Source organism: Streptomyces sp. NBC_00582 (assembly GCF_036345155.1).
In the GTDB taxonomy this organism is placed as follows: domain Bacteria; phylum Actinomycetota; class Actinomycetes; order Streptomycetales; family Streptomycetaceae; genus Streptomyces.
On the sequence record NZ_CP107772.1, the window covers coordinates 1131683 to 1157075 of the forward strand.

Below are 25393 nucleotides of genomic sequence, written 5' to 3' on the forward strand. Positions count from 1 at the left end.
GTCACTCGGCGCTCCAGTCTCGGATCAGGGTGTCGAGCGGGTCCTCGTGCGGACCCTCGTCCGTCGCGGGGAGGTCACCCGCCGGGCCGGTGCCGGTGGCGCGCGGTCCCCGGGGCGGGCGGATCTCGCTCTCCAGGGGCAGGAAGGCGGTGGCCTGCGCGTAGAGCCCGAGCAGGTCCTTCTCGATCCGGCCGAGTGCCTGCCCGAGGTGCTCGGTGACGAGCCGGGCAGCGGCGTCGGCCGTGTGCTGCCGCAACTGCACGACGAGCAGCGGGTGGCGCTCGCGCTCCTCGGAACGCTGGTCGTCGAGCCTGGGCATGCGGTGGTGCCAGGGCAGGGCGTGCGGGGCCCGCATCGGGAACCGGTTCTCCTGCTCCTGCGGCGTGGGCCCGGGCACGATCATGAGTTCCTCGAGCTGCGGCCGTACCGCGTCCGGGTTGAGCGCGGTCCACAGGTGCTGCAGTTGCCGGGCGGCCAGGCCCTCACCGCCGCGGAGCCGGACGAAGAGGTCGTGCAGCAGTTTGTAGGACTCCGGGTCGGCCATCCATTCGCGCAGCGGCCCGAACTCGTCCTGCCAGTGCGCCGCCCAGCCCTCCAGCCAGACCCTCAGCTGTTCCTGGCCTTCGGCCGCGCGCCGGTCCACGAGGCCGCGGAACCGCTCCAGGAAGGCGGTCGTCGCGTCCGCCGAGTCCTCGGGGGCCGCGGATTCCTGCGCCGCCGTGGCGGCCTGGCCCGGCGGGAGCAGCAGGGTGATGCCCGTGCTGGAGGGCGGCCTGCTGCGCGGCACCAGATGGTGACCGTCGCGTTCGGCCCGGCCCAGCAGTTCCTGCCACTCGCGCCAGTCGAAGACGTCGTCGCGCACCGACGCGGCGATCTCCTCGCGCTGCGGCGGGCGTCCGCCGAGGTCCGCGGCCGCTTCGCCGTCGTCCGGGCCGTCCCGGTGGCTCACGGTGGACCTGAGCTGGTACAGCATGGGCAGGATCCGGCCCAGCAGTTCGCGGAACTCCCCTATTCTGGCGGCAAGTTCACGGTACTCCTCCGGTGTCTGGGTGCCCCTGGCCCGGCGGAGCCGGGAGCGCAGCACGCCCAGCTCACGCCAGAGTCTGCGGTGGGAGCCGAGCGCGCGCTCCAGCTTCTGGTCGAGGCCGTGCTCCTGGACGTGGTTCTCGACGAGACGGCGCAGCCGTTCGACGCCGCCGTCGCTGTCGTAGGCGCGCAGCCGGTCCGTCCACGGGTTGGCCTCGTCGGCCTGGCGCAGCCGTCCCGCGACGGCCTCCCAGCGTTTGGCCCCCGGTGCGTCGAGGTCCTCCAGCGCCTTGCGGATGCGTGCCCTGGTCTCGTCGGACGTCCGGGTGTACGGCAGTTGGTAGGCGCGGATCGCGGAGATGGAGGAGACGACGACGATCCCGTTCTCGCGGTGCTGGACGAACTTGTTGCCGTAGACGTGGATGCCGTTGATCTCGGCGGAGTGGGCGAGCAGGTGGCGCAAGGGCAGTGGTCCGTCCGGTACGGCGCTCAGGGCGGGCGGCCCGACCCGGTCGAAGGCGTTCGCCGCGACGAGGGCGGCGCTGGCGAGGGCCTGGGGTGTGCGGCCGTCGGCGGTGAGCATGTCCCAGAAGGCGGAGGCGCCCTTGGATTCGGGGCGCACCGCGTTGATGACGAGCAGGATGGTGTGGACGGACACCATCTCGCGCCGGCTGAGGAAGGTGTCGCGGCCGGCGGAGCCCGCGGCGTTGATGCCGGGGAAGTCCATCAACCGCACGGGGGTGTCGTCCGAGATCAGTCCGGCCAGGTCCCAGTGGTCGGGGGAGACCGTCACCTTCAGGGTCACCTTCTCCACGAGGGGGAAGGCCCGGCGCATGGCCTCCTTGGCGGTGTCCGGCACGGGGTGCCTGAGCTGGGCCGTGTCGAAGGGCCGCACCTGGCGCTTGGGCGGGTGCTCCGGGGTGCGCTGGGCGGCCTCCAGCCGGAGCGCCTCGTCCATCACGGCCGTGGCGACGCCGACCGGGATGCCGAGGAGGTCGCGCTGACTGAGGGCCGCGTCACGGATCCGGCAGAGTTCGGTGACCGTGTCCCGGTGGACCGCGCCGATGGCCTGGTGGGTGCCGGATTCACCCGAGGCCGGCCACAGGCGCGGGTACCACGTCTCGAAGGGCGCCCATCCGCGGGGGTCGGTCACCGGGTTGTATCCGCCGAGCGCGATGCCGGCGCCGAGGTGCGGGTGCCGTTCGTCCAGGGCGCGGACGAGTTCCTCCAGCATGGCGCCCACGCACTCGGCGAGTCTGGGCTCGGTGAGGAAGGTGACCTCGGCGATGTCCGCCTTCTCGGTCGGCTTGCCCGGCTCGCCCCGGGTCAGTTCGAGGACGGTGATGTTCCCGGTGCTGGGGCCGGCCTCGACGGGCAGCAGGTCGGGCTTGCCGAGCAGGGTGCCCAGGAGCAGGGACTTGCCGACCGAGTACTCGCCGACGACACCGATGGTGACGGGGGCGGCGAGCCGGGACTCCAGTTCGGAGGCGAGCGCCTGGGCCCGGTCGCGCGACGCGTGCGCCTCGGGGACGTCCGGCATGTCCAGCCCGCTCAGCACGGTCAGGGTCCGGCCGGCGAACTCGCGCAGATCGGCCAGGGTCGGTTGCTTCTTGAAGGCGGTCACAGTGCTCCACGCTCCGTTTGGCTGTGGTGGGTGCGGCGGGTCGGCGGGGCGGGTGGGTTCCGGCCGGTCACCGCTGGAGGAAGAACAGTTCGATCCGCGCCGTCCCCGAGGCGATGCGGAAGCTGCTGTCGTGGTAGCCGCGGATGATCTTCTCGTCGTAGGGCGGGAAGAATTCCGGGGCGATCCTGGGCAGCAGCCGGGCGACGGCGGTGGCGTAGACGTCGCTGCGGGCGGTGTCGACGCCGCCTCCGGAGGTGTGGACGGTGGCGAAGACCATGACGAACGCGGCGGTCCGTCCTCGGTACGGCCCGATCCGGCGGTCGACCTGACGCCGGACCGAGGCGACGGCGCCCGCGGTTCCCGCGATGACCGCTTCGGCGTCGGCGCGGACGGTGATCGAACGGGTGACGGGATCCAGTCCGGCGGGCCGTGAGGCGCGGGGGGCCGGGGGCGAGGCGGTCGGTCGGGGGGTGCGGCCGGTTGCCGCGGAGGCGGTCGTGCTCGGTGTCGGCCCCGCGTCGTCGGACTGTTCCGTCGTGCCGGGCTGGCTGCCGAGCACCACCAGCACCAGGACGAGCAGCAGGTCGGCGAAGAGCCATCCCGCGAGATACGGCGTCGGGGTCCGCCCGGACCGCCTCATCGGGGGGTCTCCCGATTCCCGGTGCCGACGCCCTGTTCCGCTCCGGCCGGCCGGGACCCGCCGCCGTCCCCGTGCGGGCGCGCTTCCGCGCCGGCGGGCACCGCAGGCGTCCCGGCCGCGAGGGCGGCACGCTCGGCCGGCTCCCCGGTCGTGTGCCCGTCGGAGCGGTTGCCGTCCGCCCGCCGCACGGCATCCCCCGCCCGTCCGCCACGGCTGCCGTCCGGCTGACGTAGGGCGTCCCCCGCCCGTCCGCCATGGCTGTCTTCCGCCTGCCCTACGGCATCCCCCGCCCCTCCACCACGGTTGGCGTCCCCCTGCCCTACGGCATCCCCCGCACGTCCACCCCGGCTGCCGTCCGCCTGCCCTACGGCATCCCCCGCCCCTCCGCCACGGTTGCCGTCCGCCTGCCCTACGGCATCCCCCGCACCTCCGCCACGGCTGCCATCCGCCTGCCCTACCCTGCTGTCCCCCTGCCCTACGGCATCCCCCGCCCGTTCGTCGAAGACGTCGTCCGTGGGGGCGGGTGCCGTCCGGGGTGACGGCGTGGGCCGGGAGGGCCGGTGGGCCGGGGGGCCGGCCGACCGGCCGGGGGCGCCGGGGTCCGCGGCCAAGACCGCCTCGCGGAGGCTCACCGTGACCCGGCGCAGCGTCTCCTCGAACTCGGCCAGGGTGGCGCGCAGTCGTTCCTCCGCCAGGTCGTGTCCCCGGTGTGTCTTCTCCCGCTCGCTCTCCCGGGCGGCCACCGCCACCTGCAACTGGGTGATGCGGTCGGCGAGTTCGTCGGAGACCTGACGGACCTCGCGGCGCAGGGAGGACGCCAGGGCGGTGACGGCCATGTCGTACGCCGTGCCGATGCGGTCGGCGCCGTCGGCGGCCGACGTCTCCAGCGCCGAGGGCAGTGCGGCCATGGTCCCGTCCAGTCCGCGCACCGTCGAGGTCAGGGTCCGGGACGACTCGGTCAGGGAGGCCGAGGTCCGGTCGATCGAGGCCCTCGCGTCGGCGCCGACGCGTTCGAGCAGGGCCGCCGCCTGTTCGGCGACCGTCGTCTCGCGTGCCTCCGCCGCGCGGGCGGCGGCGTCGAACCGGGCGGCGACGGAGTCCCCCGCGGCGCCGATCCGGTCGGCGGCGGCACGGCCCGCCTCGGCGACCGCGTCATGCAGAAGGGTCACCGAGCCGGACAGACCGCTGCTGATGCCGTCGGCTCCCCTGGCCACCGCCTCCGCGGCCGTCGCCGCTCCCTGCACGGCGACGCGTACCTCGGAGGCGCCGGAGCGCACGGCGGCGAGCGCGGACTCCATGGCGGTCAGCGCCTGCGCGGCCCGGCTCACCGCGCCGTCGGCCTGGGTGACCACGGCGCGGGCTCCGGCCTCCAGGCCGACGGCCTGCGCGACGAGGCCGTGCAACTGCGTGGCCGCGCCCTGGAGTTCCTCGGTGAAACGACGGGGCGACGCGACCGCGGCACGGGCGGCGAGCGCCTCCGTCTGGGCGAGGGCCCCGGACAGCCGCCGGGAGAGAACGAGCCGTTCCTGCTCGTCCCGTTGTTCCCAGCGCTGCCGCAGCAGGGTGGTGGTGGCGAGGGCGGCCAGGGAGAGCACCGTCCACAGGGCCATCATGTCGAAGCGCAGAAAGGGCCACAGGTGCCCGTCGAACCCCTGCTGCCAGAGCGTCAGAAAGGTGCCCTCGGTGTCGCTGTCCTGATCCCTCATCCTCCGGTTCGCCCAGGTGGCGGCGCCCAGTCCCACCCAGGTGATGAGCAGGGGCACGAAGACGAGGGCCGCCGCGAGCGGCCCCAGCCGTCGTCCGCCGCCGCCCGCGTCGACGAGCGCGTCGGGCCCGCCGTAGGCGGCGACCAGGCTGCCCCCGGCCCACACCTCGAGGTCCCTGTCCCGGCGTACGGCGTCGGCCAGTTCCCGTAGGGCGCCGCTGTGCGGGGCGAGTCTCGGGTGCTCCGCGAGTTCCGTGAGTTCGTCCGCCAGCGCGGCGCGCCGGCGGTATGTGGGCCGTACCGGCTCCGTACGTGCCGCCGCGGTACGCCGCCGCGGCCGGAACGGATTCCCCCCGCCAAGTTTCACCCCGCGCCTCCCCTGCGTGGCCGACTCTCACCGGTCCACTGTCGGACCGGCGGGGCGGCCGGATCCGGTCAGGTGACGCTTTCGCGGCAATCCGCCGGAGCAACTCCCCGCCGTGGCAGACGGTTTGGTCAGCCCGCGTCGGGCAGGGCGTCCCCGTCGTGCTCGGGCCGTGCGGGGTCGAGAGCGGTCGGGGGCACCGGTCCGGCTCGTTTCGGACGCGGCGGCCTGGGCCCGGCCCCGCCCACGGCCGGCTCACCGTCGGGGGCGACGGGCCTGCAGCTCTGGCCCGCGATGGCACGCAGGATGTCCTGATCGCGGATCACGACCATGCGGTACTTCGTCGTCACCGCGCCGGCGGCCCGCAGGCTGCGCAGGGCGCGCTGCACGCTCGCCTCGGACACCCCGGCCAGTGCGGCGAGATCAGCGTGGGTGAGCGGCACGTCGATCCTCAGCCCTTCGGGGACGGCACGGGCGTAGCTGCGCACCAGGTTGTCGAGTGCCCGGGCGAGCCGGACGGCGGCGCTGCCGCTGCTGCCGTCGATCCGGTAGCGGGTGGCGCCGCGCAGTTTGGCGAGGACGGACCGTTGCACGACGTCGGCCACCCCGCTGCGTTCCCGCAGGAGTTCGCGGAACGCCGCGCCGGTGAGCGTGCGCGTGACCGTGGGCCGGGCGGCGATCACCGTGGCCGACCGCGGCTGGCCGTCGAGCGCGGAGATCTCCCCCACGATTTCCCCTCGCACCCGCAGGGCGAGCAGGGTGGTGCCCCCGTCCTCGGCGACGCCGACGACCTTGACACAGCCGTCGAGGAGCAGCAGGACGGACGTGTCGGTACTTCCCTCCCGGATGAGGACGTCACCGGTGTCGTACCGCACGACGCGGCCGCGCGTGAGTAAGGCGTCCCGGTCGTCGGGGTGCAGATGGAACATGAAGGTGCCCTGGGGCCACCGGCCCGCGGAACGGGCTCTGTCTCTGGAATGCGCCAACACGGAATCTCCCCCTCACCCCTGACCGGCCGCGACTCCCCGGGCGGGCGGCATGGGTCGGTGAGGAAAATAGCGCAAGAACCGCTTGTATGAGCATCAGACGGATGAGTTAGCACATACAACCGATTTCCCTCGTGCGGCCGTGCGGCCGGTCCGCTCCGCATCCCGTCATCTGACCGCTTTCCCCGCGCGCTTGCCCGTCACCATGGCGACATACCGACATGGCCCTCCGAAGGAGACCGATGGACTTCGTCATGCTGGGCCACCACGGCGTCGGGAAGACCAGTTACCTGTCGCTGATGTACGCGGCCATGCGGGACGGCATCCACGGGTTCGGTCTGGACGCCCGGGCGGCGGCCGACCACGAGGCCCTCACCCGCGCCGCCGAGTACGTGCTGGCGGGCCACCCGCCGCCCCGCACCGAGAATCTGCCGGTCCTGGAACTCGTCCTGCGGTTCCACGGCCGGGCCGCGGTGACCCTGCGCTGGCACGAGCATCACGACCTCGTCACCGGCCCCGGCGCGAAGCCGAGCGGGCAGGTCCTGACCGCCGACGGGATCGTCCTGTTCGCCGAGGCCCCGCAGCTCCTCGAAGACGGCGCCTACCGTGCCGAGATGCGCCGGACGGCCCACCGGCTGCGGCAGGCCCTGGCCGAGCGGGGCCGTCAGCTCACCCCGCTCGTCCTCACCTTCACCAAGTGCGACCTGGTCTGCCGTCCGATGCCGCCGGGCGCGGTTCCCACGGCGCTGCTGGCCGACCTCACCGCCCCCTTCTCCGACCTCGTCGACGCGGTCGCGGCCACGGAGCATCTGCGGGGCGCCGTGGCCCTCGTCTCCTGCGGGCCGGAGCCGGTCAACATCACCGTCCCCGTCCTGTGGTCCCTGCACCACGCCATCGCCGGCCGCGGCCTCGCCCTGCAGACGCTGTGCTCACCCTCACGCAGGCTCACCCCGCTGACCGGGCCCGCCGCCGAGTACGCCCGGCTGGCTCCTCTGTTCGAGCCGGCGGACCGCCTGGCCGTCCTGCTGACGCGGGTACCGAGTTTCTGAGCGGGCACGACGCCGCTGACGGCCGCGCGCCGCCGTTCAGCGCGCCGCCACCGACCCGGCCTCCGTCGAGGCGTTCTTCTCCGACGACGTGATCACCTCGGAGCGTGCGCCACCGCGGTCCATGACGCCGCCGGTGAAGGCGAGGCCGAGGCCCGCGGCGGCGAGGGCCGCGCCGACCAGGGCGGGCGAGGCCCAGCCCCAGCCGGCCGAGATGGCCAGACCGCCGAGCCAGGCGCCGCCCGCGTTGGCCAGGTTGAAGGCGGAGTGGTTGGAGGCCGCCGCCATCGTCGGGGCGTCCTTCGCCTTGGCCATGAGCAGCATCTGCACGGGCGTGGTGACGAGCGCGCCCATCGCGCCCATGACGACGAGGGTCAGCAGGGCGGGCACGGTGCTGTGGACCGTGAAGTAGAACACCACCAGGGTCGTCCCGAGCAGGGCGAGCCCGCCGTACAGCGTCGGACGCAGGGCGCGGTCCGTCAGCGGGCCCGCGATCAGGGTGCCCAGGGTCATGCCGCCGCCGTAGAGCGCGAGGACCAGGGTGGTCGAGGAGTCCGAGAGGCCCGTCAGATGCGTCAGGATCGGCACCAGATAGCTGTAGACGGCGAAGAAACCGCCGAATCCGACGACGGCGGTGGCCAGTCCGAGGGCGACCTGCCTGTCCCCCATCGCGCGCAGTTCGTGACGGATGCCCGCCTGGGGGCCGCGCGGCTGGTCGGGCACGAAGGCGGCCAGCGCGGCGAGGGCGATCAGACCGATGACGGCGACCGCGCAGTAGGCGTAACGCCAGCCGAGTTGCTGTCCGAGCGCCGTGCCGGCCGGGACGCCGACGATGTTGGCGACGGTGAGGCCCAGGAACATCCTCGACACGGCACGCCCGGCCCGGTCGGGGGCGACCAGCCGGGAGGCCACGACGGCTCCCACGCCGAACAGGGCTCCGTGCGGCAGGCCGGCCAGGAAGCGGGCCGCGAACAGCAGGCCGAAGGTGGGAGCGAGGGCGGACGCGACGTTGCCGATCACGAAGAGTCCGGACAGCAGGAGCAGGAGCCGCTTGTGGGGGACGCGGGCGCCGATGCCCGTCAGGACAGGAGCGCCGACGACCACGCCGAGCGCGTAGGCGGAGACGACGTTGCCGGCCTGCGGGACGGACACGCCGACGCCGTCGGCGATCTGGGGAAGCAGTCCCATCGTGGCGAATTCGGTCGTACCGATGCCGAACGCGACGGCGGCGAGGGACAGCAGAGCCAGGGGCATGGAGCGGGAGTACCTTTCAGCGGCGGCGAACGGGATGCGGCGGAGCGGACCGGGGACCGATCTCGTCCCGCTCCGGTGGCCCTTCGCTCCGGCCGCCATCGCCCGGTGCGCCCCCCGGACAGGGAGGGCCCATAAGATCCAGCGGCGTCGGGGGCGCGCGCATTCCAAGATCGGACGGACGGGCGTATGGCGTGCGTCACATCGGCCGGTTCACTCCGTGGCTTCTACCAGATCAGACACCAGTAGCCGTCGAAGGTGCCGACGCCGATGCGGCCGCCCTGCGGCACGAGCCGCGGGTCGGGGTCGCCCTGCGCGGACAGTGAGCACGCCGGATCGCCGACCGTCCCCGCGGCGGCCATGCGCCGGGCCGCGGCCTCGGCCGCCGAAGACGTGAACCAGGTGGTCGTCGCCGCGCTGCTCGCGACGGTCGGCGACGGTGTCGCCGCCGGGGTCGTGGACGGCGCCGGCGCGGTCGGCGTCGGCCGGGGCACCGCCGTCGCGGTGAGCGCCGGGTGGGGCGACCGGGCGGGCGCGCCGGACGGCACCGGCGTCGCCGTCGGCGGCGGCGCGACGGACTCCGGCGAGAGCGAGGACACATGTCCGGGGCTCGCGCGGTCGGCGGTGTGCGTGGGGTGCCCCGGTGCCGTCGGCGGCCGGGAGCTCCGGGTGTCCGTGGGCGCGGGACGCGACGTACTGGAGGTCTGCGGGGTGGCCGTCCGTGTGGGCGGGGGGACGGGTGTCGGCAGGGACAGGTCGTGGGAGGCCGACGGCGCCGGTCGGGGGGTGCCGTCGTCGGACGCCGCGAGCGCCCAGATGCCGAGGCCGCCCCCCACCAGGACGACGGCTGCCGCACCCGCGATCCACCGGGATCTGGGCGGTGGACGTCGATGACGGCTCATGCCTCCCACTGTCTGCCTGCCCGCCGGTCATCTCAACCGGTGGGGCGGGTGCCCCGTGGTTCCGTACGCTGGCGCCATGCGCACGCGCCCCACTCTGAGCTGGACCCCCGACGAGGGACTGCCGCCGGGCACCACGGACCTGGAGCCGGTCGTGGCCGCCCTGCGCACCGGCGGTCTGCTGGTGCTGAGCGGGGCGGGCCTGTCCACGGAGTCGGGCATCCCCGACTACCGGGGCGAGGGCGGGAGTCTGAGCCGGCACACCCCGATGACCTATCAGGACTTCACCGCGGGAGCGCAGGCGCGGCGCCGGTACTGGGCACGCAGCCATCTCGGCTGGCGCGCCTTCGGCCGCGCCCGGCCCAACGCCGGGCATCGGGCGGTGGCCGCGTTCGGGCGGCACGGGCTGGTCACGGGGGTGATCACCCAGAACGTCGACGGTCTGCACCAGGCCGCCGGCAGCGAGGACGTCGTGGAGCTCCACGGGAGCCTGGCCCGGGTCGTCTGTCTGTCCTGCGGCGCCTCGAGCCCGCGCCGGGAACTCGCCCGGCGACTGGAGGAGGCCAACGCGGACTTCGCGCCGGTGGCCGCCGGAATCAACCCGGACGGCGATGCCGACCTCACCGACGACCAGGTGGGGGACTTCCAGGTGGTGCCCTGCGCGGACTGCGGCGGCATCCTCAAGCCGGACGTGGTGTTCTTCGGCGAGTCCGTTCCGCCGCGACGGGTCGAGCACTGCCGACGGCTGGTCCAGGAGGCGACCGGGCTGCTGGTCCTGGGGTCCTCACTGACGGTGATGTCCGGGCTCCGGTTCGTCCGCGAGGCGGCGCAGGCCGGGAAGCCGGTGCTGATCGTCAACCGCGACCCGACCCGGGGCGACCGGCACGCGCTGACCCGGGTCGCGCTCCCGCTGGGTGAGGCCCTCACCACCGTCGCGGCCCGGCTGGAGATTCCCGTGGCCGGCTGAGCGGGCCGCCGGACGCGACATGGGTCACGGAACGGTGCGCCGCACCGCCAGGGCAGTCTGCTGGCGGTCGCGTGATTGAGGCGCTGACGTGGTCGAGGGTGTGGTGATCGACATGCCCTTCACCCCAGGGGTGACCCCCCGGGGGTGACCGGGCGGCCGTGGTCGGCGGCGTAGGCGGCGAAGACCTCCGCCGGAGGGCCGTGCGTGTGGAGGAAGCGTTCGTCGAGGACGGTGGCGAGGTCCTCCAGGGCGCCGGTGAGCAGGTCGGCCGCCAGGCGGACCTCCGGCAGCCGCGCCGACCGGCCGTGCCGGGCCAGGACGGCGGCGTGGCCGATCATGGCCGCCAGTGAGGAGTGGTCCTCGCCGTCGTGGAAGTAGTAGGCCTCGGCGTACTGGGTGAAGTCGATCCGGACGCGTACGACGTCCGAGGCCAGGCTGTCCAGGAGCAGTGCGCCCGCCGTGCAGTCGAGTTGCCGGTCCGTCGGCCGCGCCTCGCGCAGCAGGGCCAGCCGGATGGCCAGGACCCTACGGCGGGTCAGTGCCGGAAAGATCTCCAGCACCCACGAGACGGTGGCCGTCAGCAGGGCGAAGCCGACGAGGGCCTCGAGGGGGGAGACGAGGCGCAGCCAGCCCTCGTCGGGGGCGATGTCGCCCAGTCCCAGCGTCGCGACCGTGACGAGGGACAGATACACGGAGTCCAGCAGCGCCGGCTCCTGCGCCGCCTTGGACCCGGAGGAGAAGGTGAACGCCCCCGGCATGTGGGGCCAGTAGACGATCGCCCAGCCGAGGACGACGGTGAAGGCCCACATGCCCACCACGGTGACCATGGCGAGCGGTCCGACGAGACCGGCCACCCGCCCCCGGGAGCGGACGCGCTTGGCGAGCCGCCACAGCCCCGTCATCACCAGGCGGCTGAGACCGCCGTGGCGGGTGGGGTGCCAGAGCGTGTGGAACAGATCCCGCAGGGTGACCATCACCAGCCCGGCGCCGAGGAGGGAGATCAGCCACTTCATCCGCTTCTCCTCAGCTCGCCGGCACCGCGAGCGTGCGGGTCTCCCCGGGTGCGACGGTCACGGCCCGGTCCGGCAGCAGCACGCGCAGCGGCGACTCCGCCGAGTCGGGCACGCCGATCCGCAGCTCACCGCCGCGGCGTCGCACACTCACGCCCCAGTGACCGCGGTAGCGCAGCGAGAAGCCGTACTCGGAGAGCGCCGGCAGGGGGACCGGGTCGAACCGGAGGGCGTCCTCGCGGCTCTCCAGTCCGGTCAGACCGCGCTGGACCAGGTCCAGGGTCCCCGCCATCGCGCCGAGATGGATGCCTTCGCCGGTCGTACCGCCCTGGAGGTCGGCGACGTCGGCCTCCAGGGCCTCCTGGACGTACTGCCACGCCTCGGCCCGCCGGGCTCTGGCGAGCACCAGTCCGTGGACCAGTCCGCTGAGGGTGGAGCCGTGGCTGGTGCGCCGCAGATAGTGGTCGACCGTCCTGTGCCAGACCTCGTCGTCCACGTCGTGGCCGAGGCGCCGGAACAGCTCGCGCAGTTCGGCGGGCGGGAACAGATGGCCGAGCATGAGGACGTCGGCCTGCTTGGACGCCCGGTAGCGGTTGACGCTGTCGCCCTCGGCCTCCAGGATCCGGTCCAGGCGCCGGATGTCGGCGTACCGGGCCCGGTAGGCGTCCCAGTCGAGCTCGGCGAGATCGCCGTACCCCTCGAACTGGCTGATGACGCCCTGGTGGAAGGGGACCCGCAACCGTCGGGAGATCTCGTCCCACCGCAGGGGTTCCTCGGCGTCCAGCCGGATCCGGTCGCACAGTTCGTCGCGGCGCCAGGCGGGCAGGCGCCGCAGGAGGTCCAGGGCGCGGACGAGGACCCAGGCGGCGGTGACGTTCGTATAGGCGTTGTCGTCCAGGCCCGGGCGGGCGGCGCCGGGGTAGGCGTCGTGGTACTCGTCGGGGCCGACCACGCCCCGGACGCGGTAGCGGCCCGTGCCGGGGTCGAGGGTCGCGAGCCCGGCCCAGAACCGGGCGATCTGCAGGAGCATCTCCGCGCCCCTGGTGTGCAGGTACTCCGTGTCGCCGGTGGCCTCGCAGTACCGCCAGATGTTGTAGGCGATCGCCGAGCCCACGTGGTGCTGGAGCCGGGAGTGGTCGGGCAGCCAGCGTCCCGAGGCGGGGTTCAGGTGCCACTCCTGGCTCTCCTCGCGACCGTCGCTGCCGCTCTGCCAGGGGTACATCGCCCCGGTCCGGCCGGCCTCGGCGGCCGCCCGGACGGCCCGGGGCAGACGCCGGTACCGGTAGTCCAGCAGGGCGCGTGAGACCTCGGGGAAGTGCAGGTTGAGGTACGGCAGGACGAACAGCTCGTCCCAGAAGACATGCCCGCGGTACGCCTCGCCGTGCAGTCCCCGCGCCGGGACGCCCACGTCCAGGTCCGCGGTGTGCGGGGACAGCGTCTGCAGGAGGTGGAAGAGGTGGAGCCGCAGCACGCGGCCGGCCCGGCCGGGGACGTGGAGCTCGGCCCGCCGCCACAGTCGCTCCCACGCGGCGGTGTGGGAGTCCAGCAGGTCCGGGAAGTCCGGCGCCGTGACGGCCCGGTCGACCGCCGCGCCGAGCGGGTCGCCGATCGCGGTGTCGCGCGAGGTGTGCAGGGCCACGGTCTTGTCCACGGTGACCGGCCGGCCGGGGGTGAGCGGCAGGACCAGTCGGTGGACGGCACGGCGGCGGGCGGGGCGGAGCACGGAGGTGACCGGGGGGAGGCCGGTGACGGTCGTCCGCGCGGCCGTGGCGATCTGGATGCCGGAGGTGCTGGTGCGGCAGGTCAGCCAGATCGCGCCGGGCTCCCGGGTGCCGGTGCGTACGCCGGCCACCTGGCGGCGTTCGAGGGCGCGGTAGCGGTGCACGTTGCCGTTGATCACGTCGCCGTCGAGACCGGACTCGACCTCGATCTCGCCCGACCGGTCCTCGGCGGTGAAGACGGTCCGCAGCACGGCCAGGTGGGGGTCGCCCATGTGGACCAGGCGGGTCTGTACGACGGCGACCACGCCCGCCCCGTCCGCCCGGTGGCGGAAGGCGCGGGTGAGCGTGGCGCGGCGCAGGTCCAGGGTGTGCCGGTGGTCCAGGACGGGGCGTGTGTCCGGGGTGAACCAGGTGCCCCACGGTCCCCCGGCGCTGCGGACGCGGAAGCGCAGGGGGAGCCAGTTCGGGAGGTTGACCAGGTCCTCGTTCACCACCCGCCGTCCCGCCACCGTCGACTCCAGCCGGTTGTAGCACCCGGCGACATAGGTTCCCGGGCAGTGCACCAGCCCCGCCCGGCACTCGGGCACCGCCCCCCGGGTGGCGAAGTAGCCGTTCCCGAGCGTGCACAGCGCTTCCCGCAGCTGCTCGCCGGCGGGGTCGTAGCCCTCCCACTCCCAGGTCCAGTCCTGCATCCGCCCCCCTTTCAGCAGGCCACCGCCTGCCGCGTCCGGCTGCCGGGAGGTCACCCTGTGCCTACCGTCGCACCGCCCGCGGGCCGCCGCGACACGGACGGGGGCGGCCCGCGGTGCGCTCGGACGCGGTCGGGTGCGGTCGGTGTGCTCCTCAGGCTTCGATGTCGAGCACCTGGGACACGGGACGTCGTGGCGTGCCCGGGCCCTTGGGGCCGTAGCCCAGGCGGAGCACGACCTGGGTGCAGCCCGCCCCGGTCGACGGGTCGCGCAGGGGCCGGCGCAGGTCCGTCCATTCGAGGGGCTGGGTGGCGAAGGAGCTGGACAGGCCGTGCAGGGTGGCCAGCAGCAGGACGCGTTGCATGGCCTGGCCGGCGCGGAGCCAGTCCTCGGGGTGGTCGTGCACCGTGCTGACGAGGGCCAGTTGCGGGGTCTGCTCGAAGTCGGCCGCTTCCCGTCCCGCCGTCGGCCGGGCCCCGGCGAAGTCGCGCATGGGGGCCCTTCCGCCGAGCATGCGCGGCCCGTAGGCGTAGTGCGGCACCCCCTCGCCCGCGGTGCCCGCGGAGACCGCGTCGCCGCTCGTCCACCGGGTCAGGTCCTGGTCGCTGCCGGGGTCGGTCCGGTTGCGGGCCTCGGCCTCCTGGAAGAGTTCCAGCACCTCTCGCAGATGCCATGACGTGGGGAACGTCAGCGTCGCCCCCTCGGCCCGTGCGGCGGCGGCCAGAGCCTCCCGTACGGCGTCGGGGATCTCCCTCTCCTCGAAGGGCCGGCGGCTGGTGTGCCGCCGGTGGATCGCCGGATGCAGCGCGGCGAGGTCCCGCTCGCCGGTCGTCCCGTCGGCGGACCGCACCGTCGCGAGGAGCGTCCGGTCGGCGGGGTCGGGCAGCAGCAGGGTCTCGGGGTGCCGGCCCTCGTGGGCGACCGCGGCCCTCAGGTTCAGCAGGGCGGCGCCGCAGCCGAGATGCAGGGCGCGGGTGTCGGGGTCGGCGTGCGGCAGGGTGCGCTCGAAGTCCGCGCGCAGCTCGAAGGTGTGGCGGTGCCGGAGATAACGGAAGCGCCAGGGCTGGGCGTTGTGCATGGAGGGCGCGGCGGTCGCGTCCTGGACGAGGGCCGCCACCCGGTCGTCGGAGAGCCCTGGTCGGCTCGGTGCCTGTCGGCTCGGTGCTTGTCGGCTCATTGCGGGCCTCCCTCGCGGGTCGTCGGCGCGCGGGACGCCGGGGCGGCCACGAGGGCGGCCGCCGGCGCGGGCGGGGTGCGTCGGAGGGGTCGTACGGGATGCGCCTCGGTCCACGGGGGCGTCACAGCGACCACGCCGTGGTCACGCGCGTGCTCGGCCGGGGCGCGCCCACGCCCTCCAGGTCGCGATCGGCGGCTCGCAGGAGTTGCCGTGCGAGGTCGTTCATCGCCCGGCCGGCCGCCAGTTCGTCGCCGATCTCCGGGACGTTCGCGTCCGCCGGGTGGCAGTGCGCGGCCCCGTGACCGGTGAGTGCCGTGGTGCCGGTGTCCAGCACCAGATGGGCCTTCGTCGTTCCCTCCTCGTCCTCGAAGAGGTGGAGTCGGACCGTCCATTCCCTTGTGTGGGGCATCGTGATCCTCCTTCGTCCCCCTCCCTCCTCCTTCCAGCTTGGGACGCCGAGAGGCACCTGTCACCGGGCCGAAGGTCCCCGTCGGGCCGGGGATCGGGGCCGCCCGGCCCATGCGGCTCCCGCGGGCCGGGCGGAGAGTGGAAGGAGGAACGCGCACGACACGAGGAGGCGGAACCATGCGGAACCGGATGGTGAGCGACCTCATGACCGCAGCGGTCGTCAAGGTGCACCGGGACACGGGGTTCAAGGAGATCGCCAAGCTGCTCGCCGAGCACGACATCACCGCCGTACCGGTCGTCGACGACGACGAGCACACCGTGGGCGTGGTCTCCGAGGCGGATCTGCTGCGCAAGGAGGCCGCCCTGCTCGATCCGGCGGGCCTGCTGCCGGTGCTGCGCCCCGGGGCCGCCGACCGCGCGAAGGCCGGGGCGACGACCGCCGAGGGCCTGATGAACAGCCCGGCGGTGACCGCGCGGCCGCAGTGGACCGCGGTGGAGGCGGCCCAGGCGATGGAACGCCACCACGTCAAACGCCTTCCGGTGGTCGACGAGGCCGACCGGCCGGTCGGCGTGATCAGCAGGGCCGATCTGCTGCGGGTCTTCCTGCGGGGCGACAGCGCCATCCGGGAGGAGATCTCCGGGGACGTGCTCCTGCGCACCCTCGGCATCACGCCCGGCGCGATCACGGTACGGGTCGTCGACGGACGGGTGACGCTGAAGGGCGGCGTCGAGCGCAAGTCGCTCGTCCCGGTCGTCGTACGTCTGTGTCAGGGCGTGGACGGGGTGGTCGACGTCTCCGCCGACCTGAGTCACCGGGTGGACGACACCGACACGGTGCCGGACCCGGGTACGCCCCGCAGTGCGGGGCTGGCCCTGTGAGCCGGAGTACGAGGAGGGGGGCCTCCGACACCGCGTGACGGGTCGCACCCGCACCGACCGGTTCAGGGGCGGCCGGCCCCTCTCCCCAGCGGGTCGCCGACGGGGCCGTGCGCGCCCATGATGGAGGAGTCACAGGGGTCTCGGCTGATCCACCGTCCTGACGTCACCGCGCGCGGCGAAGGGAGGAAGCCCCATGAGGGTCGGAGTGCTGACGGGGGGCGGGGACTGTCCCGGTCTCAACGCCGTGATCCGCAGCGTCGTCCGCAAGGGCGTGCAGGAGTACGGCTTCGACTTCGTCGGCCTGCGCGACGGCTGGCTCGGCGCGCTCCAGGGGAAGGTCGTACCCCTGGACATCGCCGCGGTACGGGGGATCCTCCCGCGCGGCGGAACCATCCTGGGTTCCTCCCGCACCAACCCCTTCAAGCACGACGACGGGGTACGGCGCGTGCGGGACACCCTGGCCGCGCACCGGATCGACGCGCTCGTCGTGATCGGCGGCGAGGACACCCTGGGTGCCGCCGCCGCACTCGGCCGTGCGGGGGTCCGGCTGGTCGGCGTACCGAAGACGATCGACAACGACGTGTCCGGCACCGACTACACCTTCGGCTTCGACACGGCCGTAGGTATCGCGACCGAGGCCATCGACCGCCTCCACACCACCGCCGAGTCGCACATGCGCACCCTGGTGGTGGAGGTGATGGGGCGGCACTCCGGGTGGATCGCCCTGCACGCCGGGGTCGCGGGCGGCGCCAACGTGATCCTGATCCCGGAGCGGCCGTTCGACATCGACCAGGTGTGCGCCTGGGTGAACAGCCGATTCAAGATCAATTACGCCCCGATCGTGGTCGTCGCCGAAGGAGCCGTGCCCCGGCAGGGGCAGGCCATCCTCAAGGACCGGTCGGTGGACGAGTACGGCCATGTGCGGCTGTCGGGCGTGGGCGAGTGGCTGTCGCGGGAGATCTCGCGGCGCACGGGCACGGATGCCCGCACCACGGTCCTCGGCCATGTCCAGCGCGGCGGCACACCCAGCGCCTTCGACCGGTGGCTGGCCACCCGCTTCGGGCTGCACGCCGTGGACGCGGTCCAGGAGGGGGACTTCGGCACGATGACGGCGCTGCGCGGAACCCGGATCGTCCGCACGCCGCTGCCGGAGGCCGGGGCGAGGAACAAGACGGTCGATCTCTCACTCTACGACGAGTTCGAGGTGTTCTTCGGCTGACGGTACGACCGCCACCGGGCACGGGGTGTGGTGCAGGACGGCGTGCGCGACCGGCCCCAGCCGGCCCTCCCCCGTCTGCGGGGCGGAGCGTCGGCCGACGACCAGCAGAGCCGCGCCGCGGGCCGCGTTCAGCAGCGCCGAGGCGGGATGCAGCAGCACGACATCGGGGCGGACGGCCACCTCGGGATGCTTCTCCCGCCAGCCTCGCAGGGCGTCGGACAGCCGCAGGTTCTCCTGGTCCTCCCAGGTGGCACGGTCCTCCTCGGTCACGAACAGGGTCCGGGCGGAGACGGCCTCGGCGGGAAACGCCCATGCCCGCACGACCCGCAGCGGCGCCCCTCGGGAACCGGCGGCGGCGAAGGCGAAGTCCGCCACCTCGCCGACCGGGCGGTGCGCGTCGAAACCCGCCACGACCGCCGGCGTCCCGTTCCCGGAGCCGCCGAAGGGCCGTGCGGGCACCATGACGACGGGGCAGGCGGCCGCAGCCGCCACACGCAGAGCGACCGAGCCGACCGCGAGCCCGTCGAAACCCCCCGAGCCGCGTGCGCCGACGACCAGGAGCCGGGCGTCGCGCGCGGCGGTGAGCAGGGCGGAGCCGGGTGGGCCGACGGACTGACGACCGCTCACCCGGAGGTCGGGGTGGCGGGCGCGGAGGTCGGCGATCACCCGATGGAGCACGCTCTCCCCCACCTGGTGCAGCCACTGCTCGGCCGCGGCCGGGACGGTGTCACCCGGAAGCGGCGGGGAGGCGTGCAGGACGCGCAACGCGGCACCGCGCAGCGCCGCCTCGCGCGCGGCCCAGTCGGCTGCCACGAGGCTGTGTTCGGATCCGTCGACGGCGGCCAGCACGGGGTGACTCATCACGACCTCCTCCGCCGCGCCCCTCGCCCACTCTTCCACGTGCTGGTGCGCGGTGAGGCCTCGAGGGAGTTGGCCGGCCGTCGGCTCGGCGGCGGCAGGTCGGGGTCAGGTCGTAGCGCTCGTCAGCCGTCGGACCGGTTCGCCGGAAAGGAAGGCGGCGATGTCCTCCACGGCGTGGGCGTAGAAGGTGCGGTAGTTCTGCTCGGTGACGTAACCGAGGTGCGGTGTGGCCAGGACGTTCGGCAGGGAGCGCAGGGGGTCGTCCGCGGGCAGCGGCTCGGTGTCGAAGACGTCGAGGCCCGCCCCGGCGATCCAGCCCTCCCGGAGGGCGCGCAGGAGCGCGGGGCGGTCGACGAGGGCGGCGCGGGAGGTGTTGACCAGGAAGGCGTGCGGGCGCATGGCACGCAGCTCGGGCTCGCCGAGCAGGCCGCGGGTGCGCTCGGACAGGACGAGGTGGAGGGAGACGAAGTCGCTCCGGCTCAACAACTCCTCCTTGTTCGCGGCGAGTCGGGCGCCGGCGTCGGCCGCCCGCTCGGGGGTGAGGTGCTCGCTCCAGGCGAGGACGTCCATGCCGAAGGCGGTGGCGACGCGGGCGACCCGGGTGCCGATCCTGCCGAGTCCGAGCAGGCCCAGGGTCCGGCCGCGCAGGTCCTGGCCGACGGTGGACTGCCAGGGGCCGCCCTCGCGCAGGGCCCGGTTCTCGGTGGTGAGGTGCCGGGCGAGGCCCAGGAGGAGGGCCCAGGTCAGTTCGACGGGAGGCGTGGGGCTGCTCGCCGTACCGCAGACCGTGACGCCGCGGGCCGCCGCCGCGTCGAGGTCGATGGAGGCGTTGCGCATACCGGTGGTCACCAGCAGGCGCAGCCGGGGCAGGCGGTCCAGGAGGCCGGCGTCGAAGGGGGTGCGCTCGCGCATGGCGACGACGATCTCGCAGTCGGCCAGTTCGGCGGCGAGCCGGTCCCGGTCGGTGAGGTGTTCACGGACCGCGCGTACGTCGACTGTGCCGTCGAGGACGCTCCAGTCCGCCAGGGTCAGGGCGGCGCCCTGGTAGTCGTCGAGCACCGCGCAGTGGAGGGTCATGCGGACATTCTGCCGTTCGGCGCACGCCGGAAGCCTCGCGGTCGTGCCCGGCGGCCCCCTTCACCGGCCGTGGGTGAGCCGTGCCCGGCGCGGTGCCGGGCCGACGGCTCCGGCGCGGGTCGCGGTCTCAGCCGTCCCCGGGCGGAAGGCTCCGCAGGACCTCGCCGAGGACGGCGACGCCCTCTTCGATCTCGTGGGCGGGGCCGGCCGCGTAGCCGAGGACCAGGCCGGGCGGGCCGGGGCTGATCCGGTGCCAGGACAGGGGGTGCGCCTTCACCCCGCGTTCCAGGGCGGCCGCCGCCACATCGACGTCGCGTGGGGCGTGGTCGTCGAAGGTGACCATGAGGTGCAGTCCGGCGGCCGCCCCGTGCACGCGGGCGCCGGGCAGATGCTCCTCCACGGCCCGCAGCATCACGTCCCGGCGTCGGCGGTGGCGCCGCCGGACGTGGCGCAGATGCCGTTCCAGATCGCCCGAGTCCATCAGGCGGGCGAGGACCAGCTGGGTGAGGACGCCGTTGCCGAGGTCGGCGTACCGCTTCGCGGTGACGGCGGCGTCCAGCCGGTCCGGTGGGACGAGCAGCCAGCCGACGCGGAGGGCGGGCGCGAGCAGTTTGGAGACGCTGCCCGCGTAGCAGACCCTCTCGGGCATCAGCGAGCGCAGCGCCGGGACCGGCGGCCGGTCGTAGCGGTGCTCGGCGTCGTAGTCGTCCTCGATCACCACCCCGCCGTCGGCCGCCCAGCGCAGCAGCTCGCGGCGGCGCTCCCCGTCGAGGACGACACCGGTGGGGAACTGGTGGGCCGGGGTCAGCAGCACCGCCCGGGCGCCGTCGGCGCGCAGGGCACCCACGTCGAGGCCGCCCGCGTCCACGGGGACCGGCACGACCGTGTGACCGCCGTACTCCAACTGCTGGCGCGCGCCGAGCGATCCGGGGTCCTCGACGGCGATGCGGCGGATGCCGTCCGTCCGCAGGAGCTGTCCGAGCAGGCCCAGCGCCTGGGCCACGCCCGCGACCACCACGACCTCGTCCGGGTCGGCGCGGATGCCGCGGTTGCGGGCCAGCCAGCCGACGACGGCCCGGCGCAGGGCGGGGGCGCCCCGGGGGTCGCCGTAGCCGAAGTCGGCCGGTCCGACGCCCGCGAGGACGGCTCGTTCGGCGCGCAGCCACGCGGTGCGGGGGAAGGCGGCGAGGTCGGGGACGCCCGGGGAGAGGTCGATGCGGCAGGGCAGGGCCCGCAGCGCGTCGACGAGGCCCTCGCGGTCGTCGGAGGCGAAGAAGGAGGGCGCCGGTGCCGACGCACCGGAGGGCGGGGTGTCGCGCGCGGCGGCGGGAGGCGCGGCGGGCGCCGCCACGACCACGGTGCCGAGCCGGCCCCGGCCGGCGATCTGTCCGGACTCGGCGAGGCGCCGGTACGCCTCGGTGACCACGCCGCGGGTGACGTGGAGCTCCTGCGCGAGCACCCGGCTGGCGGGCAGCCGCGCTCCGACGGGCAGCCGTCCGTCGGCGACGGCCGACCGCAGCTGGTCGGCGAGCCAGGCGATCCGGCCCCCGGGCGGAGCCTGTCCGATGTCGAGCTGGAGGAAGTCGGAGCCGGCGGCAGCACCGTCCGCGGGCGCCGGGGCCCGTGCTGGTTTGGACCCCTGAGTCGGTGGCTTTCTGGACCTGCCCATGGCGTCCATTGTGGGGGCACCGTGGTCGGCATGGACACACCTTCCGCACCCTCCGCTTCGCTCGCCCGGCTGGTGCCCGGCATGGTCGGGATGACGCTGGTCGGCAGCAGCGTCACCGTCTCGCGCACACTCGTCGACGCCCCGCTGTTCACCACCCAGGCGGTCCGGTACGCGGCCGCGACCGCGATCCTCCTGGTCATGGCCCGGCTGGCCGGTGCCCGGCTGATATGGCCGCGGGGACGGGAATGGCTGTGGCTGGCGGGGATCGCGGTCAGCGGCCTGGTGCTGTTCAACGTGGCCGTGGTGCGGGGCGTCGCCCATGCCGAGCCCGCGGTGATCGCCGTCGCGGTCGCCTGTGTGCCGGTGGTGCTCGGGGTCGTGGGACCGGCGCTGGAGCGGCGCGCGCCGAGTCGGCAGGTGCTGTGGGCGGCGCCCGTGGTGATGGCGGGCGCGGTGCTGGTGGAGGGAACGGGGCGCACCGATGCCGTCGGGGTGGCCTGGGCGGCGCTGGCCCTGGGCTGTGAGGCGGCGTTCACCCTGCTCGCCGTACCGGTGCTGCGACGGCACTCGCCGTGGGGGGTGTCCGTGCACGCGATGTGGCTGGCGGGTGTGCTGCTGGCCGTGCTCGGCGCGGTGTCGGAAGGGCCTTCGGCGGTCGGGGAGTTGTCCGGGGCGCAGTGGGCGGCGGTCGGCTATCTCGCGTCGATGGTGACGGCGGTCGCCTTCGTGCTGTGGTACTCGACGGTCCGCGCCGTGGGAGCGGGGCGCGCCGGGCTGCTCACCGGGATCGCGCCGCTCGCCGCGGCGGTGGTGGGCGCCGTCTCGGGGGGCGGTGTGCCGGGCCCGTCGGTGTGGCTGGGCATCGTCGTGCTGATCGCCGGCCTGGTCGGCGGCATCCGTCCGCGTGGCGGTTCGCCGTCCCGCACACCGGCATCCCTCGGTAAGCCGCTCTCGTGCGGGGATTGCGGCGGATCACACCGGGGCAATAAGTTTGGGGCCAAACGAACACCCTCCGCGGCCTCAGGGACGCCCGAAGTGTGAGGACGCCGATGACGACCACCCCGCCCCGCATGCTGCTCGTCCTCTCCGAGAACTGGACACTGACCGGCGGCCGGGCCGATCTGCCCGCCGCCGTACGGTGGGCGCGGGAGGCCGAGGACGCCGGGTTCGACTCCGTCATGGTCAGCGAACACATCGTGCTCGGCCCGGACGCCGCCGCCGACGGCATCATGGGCAACCCCCGCGACTACGCCCTCCCGGGCAACCAGGACCCGTACACCCCTTGGCCGCACTCCCTGCTCCTGCTGGCCTCCGTGGCGTCCGTCACCGAGCGGCTGCGCCTGGCCGCCGCCGCTGTCCTCGCCCCGCTGCGGCACCCCCTGCTGATGGCGAGGGAACTCGGCACCCTCGACCTCCTCAGCGAGGGGCGGCTGCTCGTGCAGCCCACGGTGAGCTGGAGCAGGGACGAGTACGACGCGCTCGGCGTGCCCTTCGGCCGGCGGGGGCAACTGCTCGACGAGCACCTGGAGGTCTGGGCGAAGGCGTGGGGACCGTCCCCGATCTCGCACGACAGCGAGCACTACCCCTTCCGGGACGTCTACTTCGAGCCCAAGGCGTATCGCCCGGAGGGTCCGCGACTGTGGTTCGGCGGCCGGCATCTGCACGGACCCCTCCTGCGCCGGCTGGTCCGGCACGGCCACGGCTTCCACCCCTTGGGCCGGCCCGCGCCCCAGGAGCTGCAGACACTGAAGACGGCCATGGCCGCGGCGGGACGGGACATCGCCGAACTGGAGATGATCGGCGGCACCCAGGCCGTCTTCCCCGACGACCGCTCACCGGCGGATCTCGGCGCTGCCCTCGCGTCGATCCCCGAGCAGCTCGAACAGGGCTTCACCACCTTCTGCGTCAAGCCGAACCAGTTCATCGACGACCCGGACGGCGTCGGCGCGTTCTGCCGCGACGTCATACGGCGCGTGGAGGCACGCACCGCATGATGCCGTTTGCGAATCGCTCCCGGAGACGGTGGGCCGCCAGCAGGGCGCCGACCTCCTCCAGCGTCGTCGTACCGTCGTCGCCGAGGACCACACCGGGCGCGTCGGCCGGCACGCCGGCGGCTTCGAGGGCCGCTTCGGCGCCCATCCAGCCGCCGATCGCCTTGCAGTCACGGAAGGACTCGTTCAGCAGCGGGGAGACGCACCGGCTCCCCGTGAGCTAGTGGCTCGCCCACGCCGTTGACCTGGACGGCCGTCCCGGCGTCCGGACCGGTGACGGTCGACGACCTTCTCCGCGGCTCGCTCCAGGGGGTTGCGCTCGCTCATCACGCCGTCCCGTTCGCCGGTGTCCGGACGGTCCACCGGTGCGCGGACCGTCGGTGTGGTGGCGCGGGCCCGTCCCCCGCGCCGCCTACGCGCGGCGCGCTCGCCCGCCGCACCCGCGTACCCCGGCAGGCCAGGGGTACCCGGCCGACGGCAGGCACAGGAGATCGCCATGAGTGAGCAGACCCCGTCCCAGGCGGAAGGCGAGCGGCCGCCGGAGTCCTCGGCGGACGACATGCCGCGGGAGACCCGGCACCGTGAGGTGCCCCGCACCACCCCTTCGCAGGCGGAGGGCGAGGCGATCCCGGACGACGAGGACGGCGAGGAAGAGCACGGCGGCGCCACGACACCGTGAGCGCCGACTGCCGCTGCGGCCCGGCCGCTCGGCCGCCGGCCTCTCAGCGCCGTACGACGCGCAGGGTGCGTACCGACGGGTCGGCCGCGTCCGGGATGAGGACGCCGTGCTCGACGCCGCTGCGGAGATAGTCGAGGACCTCGTCGGTGATGACCTCTCCGGGAGCGACCACGGGCACCCCGGGCGGATACGGACTGATCATCTCCGCCGAGACACGGCCAGCCGCGCGTTCGGCGGGCACATGGTCGACCTCGGCGAAGAACGCCTCGCGCGGCAGCATGGCCTGTTCCAGCTCCAGGGCGGACGGCTCCGGGAGGTGGACCCGGGGCTGCCGTTCGATCGAGTCGGCGCCGTCGACCAGGGCGCCGAGGGCGTCGAGGAGGGTCTTCTCGGTCGCGTCGTCGTCGGCGTAGGTGAGGGAGGCGCTGACACGGCAGCTGTCGGAGCCGCCGAGGTCCACGTGCCGATGCGTCCGCAGCCATTCGGCGGCCTGCATCCCGCTGATGCCGAGCCCGCGCACGTCGATCACGATCTTCAGGGGGTCGTAGGAGGCGGCGAGTCCCTCGTCGACGACCTCCTGGCCCATGGGCGTCACACCGGGCAGTTCGGCGACGGCCGCGCGGACGCGTTCCGCGCGACGCAGGGCGGTCTCCAGGAGGTCGTGCCCCTGCTCGACCATCTGGCGGCGCCAGCCGTCGAGCGTGGCGTACACCAGGGACGAGGCGCTGGTGGTGCCGAGCAGGTCCTCGCGCTGCTTGAGGACTTCGGGGGAGACGCGGTCGTACTGGAGGTGGAAGACGGAACTCTGCTCGATGGCCCCGCCGGTCTTGTGGACGCTGGTGACGACCAGGTCGGCCTCGGCGTCCATGCCCCAGGGCGGCAGGCCGGGGTGGAACGGCAGCACGGCGCCCCAGGCCTCGTCGACGATGAGGGGGACGTCGAACTCGTGGCACACCCGGGCCACCCCCCGGATGTCGGCGCACGTGCCCCAGTCCGTGGGCGTGATCAGCAGCATGCCCTTGGCGTCCGGGTGCTCGCGCAGCCGACGGCGTACGTCGTCGGGCTCGGGCGGATGGGCCAGATGACGTTCGGTGTCGAACTTGGGGTGGACCCAGATCGGCTCGACCCCGTTGACGACGACGGCCGCGATCACCGATTTGTGCGCGTTGCGGGACAGCAGCAGCTTCTCGCCGGGACCGGCCACCGAGAGCATGGCGGTCTTGACCGACAGGGAGCTGCCGCAGGTCGAGAAGAACGCCTGGTCGGCGCCGACCGCGTCCGCCATCAGGTCCTGTGCCTGGCTCAGCACGCCCTGTGACTGGCGGCGGTCGTCCAGTCCGTTCAGGGAGAGGACGTCCGAGCGGAACACGTCGAGGCCGACGACGGCCGCGACCCGGGGGTCGGCGCCGCGGCCCTGTTTGTGCCCCGGCGGGCCGAAGGCGACGTCTCCGCGGCGGCGGAATTCCTGCAACGCCTCCAACACGGGTACACGCGAGTGATCCATC

At 74.1% G+C, this 25393-nt stretch carries 23 protein-coding genes; 8 read left to right on the plus strand and 15 right to left on the minus strand.

Going from position 1 to position 25393, the window contains the following annotated elements:
* Nucleotide 1: 1 nt before the first annotated feature.
* The 4 genes from OG852_RS04505 to OG852_RS04520 all read right to left on the minus strand — a co-directional run bounded on the left by OG852_RS04505 (nucleotide 2) and on the right by OG852_RS04520 (nucleotide 6288).
* Nucleotides 2-2650, minus strand: coding sequence for a hypothetical protein (locus OG852_RS04505; RefSeq protein ID WP_330347146.1), 2649 nt, complete (start codon nucleotides 2648-2650; stop codon nucleotides 2-4).
* Nucleotides 2651-2717: 67 nt separating this feature from the next.
* Entirely contained in the window at nucleotides 2718-3290 is a 573-nt protein-coding gene (locus OG852_RS04510) for a hypothetical protein (protein WP_133916763.1), read from the minus strand.
* Entirely contained in the window at nucleotides 3287-5362 is a 2076-nt protein-coding gene (locus tag OG852_RS04515) for a hypothetical protein (protein ID WP_330347147.1), read from the minus strand. The genes OG852_RS04510 and OG852_RS04515 overlap by 4 nt, the downstream gene beginning before the upstream one ends.
* A 128-nt stretch (nucleotides 5363-5490) precedes the next feature.
* Nucleotides 5491-6288 (minus strand): Crp/Fnr family transcriptional regulator, encoded by a 798-nt coding sequence (locus OG852_RS04520; protein WP_330347148.1) that lies wholly within the window; start codon nucleotides 6286-6288, stop codon nucleotides 5491-5493.
* Between the two features lie 299 nt (nucleotides 6289-6587).
* On the opposite strand from OG852_RS04520, the gene OG852_RS04525 reads away from it, so the two are divergent.
* Nucleotides 6588-7394: a hypothetical protein gene (locus OG852_RS04525; protein ID WP_330347149.1), complete on the plus strand. Its 807-nt coding sequence runs from the start codon at nucleotides 6588-6590 to the stop codon at nucleotides 7392-7394.
* Between the two features lie 36 nt (nucleotides 7395-7430).
* On the opposite strand, the gene OG852_RS04530 is transcribed toward OG852_RS04525, so the two are convergent.
* Complete coding sequence (locus tag OG852_RS04530) at nucleotides 7431-8645, minus strand: MFS transporter (protein ID WP_330347150.1); 1215 nt, start codon at nucleotides 8643-8645, stop codon at nucleotides 7431-7433.
* A 224-nt stretch (nucleotides 8646-8869) separates the two neighbouring features.
* Nucleotides 8870-9004 (minus strand): hypothetical protein, encoded by a 135-nt coding sequence (locus tag OG852_RS04535; protein ID WP_330347151.1) that lies wholly within the window; start codon nucleotides 9002-9004, stop codon nucleotides 8870-8872.
* On the opposite strand from OG852_RS04535, the gene OG852_RS04540 reads away from it, so the two are divergent.
* The gene (locus OG852_RS04540) at nucleotides 9003-9536 is read left to right on the plus strand and encodes a hypothetical protein (protein WP_330347152.1); all 534 of its coding nucleotides are present in this window, start codon (nucleotides 9003-9005) and stop codon (nucleotides 9534-9536) included. The genes OG852_RS04535 and OG852_RS04540 overlap by 2 nt on opposite strands.
* A gap of 84 nt (nucleotides 9537-9620) precedes the next feature.
* Nucleotides 9621-10508, plus strand: coding sequence for an NAD-dependent protein deacetylase (locus OG852_RS04545; RefSeq protein WP_330347153.1), 888 nt, complete (start codon nucleotides 9621-9623; stop codon nucleotides 10506-10508).
* A gap of 119 nt (nucleotides 10509-10627) precedes the next feature.
* On the opposite strand, the gene OG852_RS04550 is transcribed toward OG852_RS04545, so the two are convergent.
* From OG852_RS04550 to OG852_RS04565, 4 genes are all read right to left on the minus strand, one after another.
* A complete protein-coding gene (locus tag OG852_RS04550) occupies nucleotides 10628-11521 on the minus strand; it encodes a potassium channel family protein (protein WP_330347154.1) in 894 nt (297 codons plus the stop codon).
* Between the two features lie 10 nt (nucleotides 11522-11531).
* Nucleotides 11532-13931, minus strand: coding sequence for a glycoside hydrolase family 65 protein (locus tag OG852_RS04555; protein ID WP_330347155.1), 2400 nt, complete (start codon nucleotides 13929-13931; stop codon nucleotides 11532-11534).
* 151 nt (nucleotides 13932-14082) lie between these two features.
* On the minus strand, nucleotides 14083-15105 hold the full coding sequence (locus tag OG852_RS04560; protein WP_330347156.1) for an Acg family FMN-binding oxidoreductase: 1023 nt from the start codon (nucleotides 15103-15105) through the stop codon (nucleotides 14083-14085).
* A 121-nt stretch (nucleotides 15106-15226) separates the two neighbouring features.
* Complete coding sequence (locus OG852_RS04565; protein ID WP_133916754.1) at nucleotides 15227-15514, minus strand: DUF1876 domain-containing protein; 288 nt, start codon at nucleotides 15512-15514, stop codon at nucleotides 15227-15229.
* A 176-nt stretch (nucleotides 15515-15690) separates the two neighbouring features.
* Between OG852_RS04565 and OG852_RS04570 the strand changes: the two genes are divergently transcribed.
* Complete coding sequence (locus OG852_RS04570; protein ID WP_133916753.1) at nucleotides 15691-16392, plus strand: CBS domain-containing protein; 702 nt, start codon at nucleotides 15691-15693, stop codon at nucleotides 16390-16392.
* A 193-nt stretch (nucleotides 16393-16585) separates the two neighbouring features.
* Complete coding sequence (locus OG852_RS04575) at nucleotides 16586-17611, plus strand: 6-phosphofructokinase (protein WP_133916752.1); 1026 nt, start codon at nucleotides 16586-16588, stop codon at nucleotides 17609-17611.
* Here the strand turns inward: OG852_RS04575 and OG852_RS04580 are convergent.
* From OG852_RS04580 to pdxR, 3 genes are all read right to left on the minus strand, one after another.
* A complete protein-coding gene (locus tag OG852_RS04580; protein WP_330347157.1) occupies nucleotides 17576-18472 on the minus strand; it encodes a universal stress protein in 897 nt (298 codons plus the stop codon). The genes OG852_RS04575 and OG852_RS04580 overlap by 36 nt on opposite strands.
* Before the next feature lie 105 nt (nucleotides 18473-18577).
* Nucleotides 18578-19549 carry a D-2-hydroxyacid dehydrogenase family protein gene (locus tag OG852_RS04585; RefSeq protein ID WP_330347158.1) on the minus strand — a complete coding sequence of 324 codons (972 nt, stop codon included), beginning with the start codon at nucleotides 19547-19549 and terminating at the stop codon, nucleotides 18578-18580.
* Nucleotides 19550-19676: 127 nt separating this feature from the next.
* Complete coding sequence (gene pdxR, locus OG852_RS04590) at nucleotides 19677-21227, minus strand: MocR-like pyridoxine biosynthesis transcription factor PdxR (RefSeq protein ID WP_330347159.1); 1551 nt, start codon at nucleotides 21225-21227, stop codon at nucleotides 19677-19679.
* 21 nt (nucleotides 21228-21248) lie between these two features.
* Here pdxR and OG852_RS04595 point away from each other — a divergent pair, with 21 nt between their 5' ends.
* Nucleotides 21249-22259: a DMT family transporter gene (locus OG852_RS04595; RefSeq protein ID WP_330347160.1), complete on the plus strand. Its 1011-nt coding sequence runs from the start codon at nucleotides 21249-21251 to the stop codon at nucleotides 22257-22259.
* A gap of 8 nt (nucleotides 22260-22267) precedes the next feature.
* Entirely contained in the window at nucleotides 22268-23212 is a 945-nt protein-coding gene (locus OG852_RS04600; RefSeq protein ID WP_330347161.1) for an LLM class flavin-dependent oxidoreductase, read from the plus strand.
* Here OG852_RS04600 and OG852_RS04605 read toward each other — a convergent pair.
* Nucleotides 23181-23402 (minus strand): hypothetical protein, encoded by a 222-nt coding sequence (locus OG852_RS04605; protein ID WP_330351391.1) that lies wholly within the window; start codon nucleotides 23400-23402, stop codon nucleotides 23181-23183. The two genes, OG852_RS04600 and OG852_RS04605, sit on opposite strands and share 32 nt — an antisense overlap.
* Nucleotides 23403-23705: 303 nt before the next feature.
* Between OG852_RS04605 and OG852_RS04610 the strand changes: the two genes are divergently transcribed.
* A complete protein-coding gene (locus tag OG852_RS04610; RefSeq protein WP_133916747.1) occupies nucleotides 23706-23888 on the plus strand; it encodes a hypothetical protein in 183 nt (60 codons plus the stop codon).
* Nucleotides 23889-23931: 43 nt separating this feature from the next.
* Here OG852_RS04610 and OG852_RS04615 read toward each other — a convergent pair whose 3' ends face one another.
* Entirely contained in the window at nucleotides 23932-25392 is a 1461-nt protein-coding gene (locus tag OG852_RS04615; protein ID WP_133916746.1) for an aminotransferase class I/II-fold pyridoxal phosphate-dependent enzyme, read from the minus strand.
* Between the last annotated feature and the right edge of the window lies 1 nt (nucleotide 25393).

Bases quoted from the DNA above. Each gene is read 5' to 3' on its own strand.
- OG852_RS04525 (WP_330347149.1), top strand. From the start codon at position 6,588: ATGGACTTCGTCATGCTGGGCCACCACGGCGTCGGGAAGACCAGTTAC.
- OG852_RS04520 (WP_330347148.1), bottom strand. From the start codon at position 6,288: ATGTTCCATCTGCACCCCGACGACCGGGACGCCTTACTCACGCGCGGC.
- OG852_RS04570 (WP_133916753.1), top strand. From the start codon at position 15,691: ATGCGGAACCGGATGGTGAGCGACCTCATGACCGCAGCGGTCGTCAAG.
- OG852_RS04510 (WP_133916763.1), bottom strand. From the start codon at position 3,290: ATGAGGCGGTCCGGGCGGACCCCGACGCCGTATCTCGCGGGATGGCTC.
- OG852_RS04555 (WP_330347155.1), bottom strand. From the start codon at position 13,931: ATGCAGGACTGGACCTGGGAGTGGGAGGGCTACGACCCCGCCGGCGAG.
- OG852_RS04610 (WP_133916747.1), top strand. From the start codon at position 23,706: ATGAGTGAGCAGACCCCGTCCCAGGCGGAAGGCGAGCGGCCGCCGGAG.
- OG852_RS04575 (WP_133916752.1), top strand. From the start codon at position 16,586: ATGAGGGTCGGAGTGCTGACGGGGGGCGGGGACTGTCCCGGTCTCAAC.
- OG852_RS04595 (WP_330347160.1), top strand. From the start codon at position 21,249: ATGGACACACCTTCCGCACCCTCCGCTTCGCTCGCCCGGCTGGTGCCC.
- OG852_RS04600 (WP_330347161.1), top strand. From the start codon at position 22,268: ATGACGACCACCCCGCCCCGCATGCTGCTCGTCCTCTCCGAGAACTGG.
- OG852_RS04580 (WP_330347157.1), bottom strand. From the start codon at position 18,472: ATGAGTCACCCCGTGCTGGCCGCCGTCGACGGATCCGAACACAGCCTC.
- OG852_RS04535 (WP_330347151.1), bottom strand. From the start codon at position 9,004: ATGGCCGCCGCGGGGACGGTCGGCGATCCGGCGTGCTCACTGTCCGCG.
- OG852_RS04565 (WP_133916754.1), bottom strand. From the start codon at position 15,514: ATGCCCCACACAAGGGAATGGACGGTCCGACTCCACCTCTTCGAGGAC.
- OG852_RS04585 (WP_330347158.1), bottom strand. From the start codon at position 19,549: ATGACCCTCCACTGCGCGGTGCTCGACGACTACCAGGGCGCCGCCCTG.
- pdxR (WP_330347159.1), bottom strand. From the start codon at position 21,227: ATGGACGCCATGGGCAGGTCCAGAAAGCCACCGACTCAGGGGTCCAAA.
- OG852_RS04615 (WP_133916746.1), bottom strand. From the start codon at position 25,392: ATGGATCACTCGCGTGTACCCGTGTTGGAGGCGTTGCAGGAATTCCGC.
- OG852_RS04540 (WP_330347152.1), top strand. From the start codon at position 9,003: ATGCGCCGGGCCGCGGCCTCGGCCGCCGAAGACGTGAACCAGGTGGTC.
- OG852_RS04560 (WP_330347156.1), bottom strand. From the start codon at position 15,105: ATGAGCCGACAAGCACCGAGCCGACAGGCACCGAGCCGACCAGGGCTC.
- OG852_RS04550 (WP_330347154.1), bottom strand. From the start codon at position 11,521: ATGAAGTGGCTGATCTCCCTCCTCGGCGCCGGGCTGGTGATGGTCACC.
- OG852_RS04545 (WP_330347153.1), top strand. From the start codon at position 9,621: ATGCGCACGCGCCCCACTCTGAGCTGGACCCCCGACGAGGGACTGCCG.
- OG852_RS04530 (WP_330347150.1), bottom strand. From the start codon at position 8,645: ATGCCCCTGGCTCTGCTGTCCCTCGCCGCCGTCGCGTTCGGCATCGGT.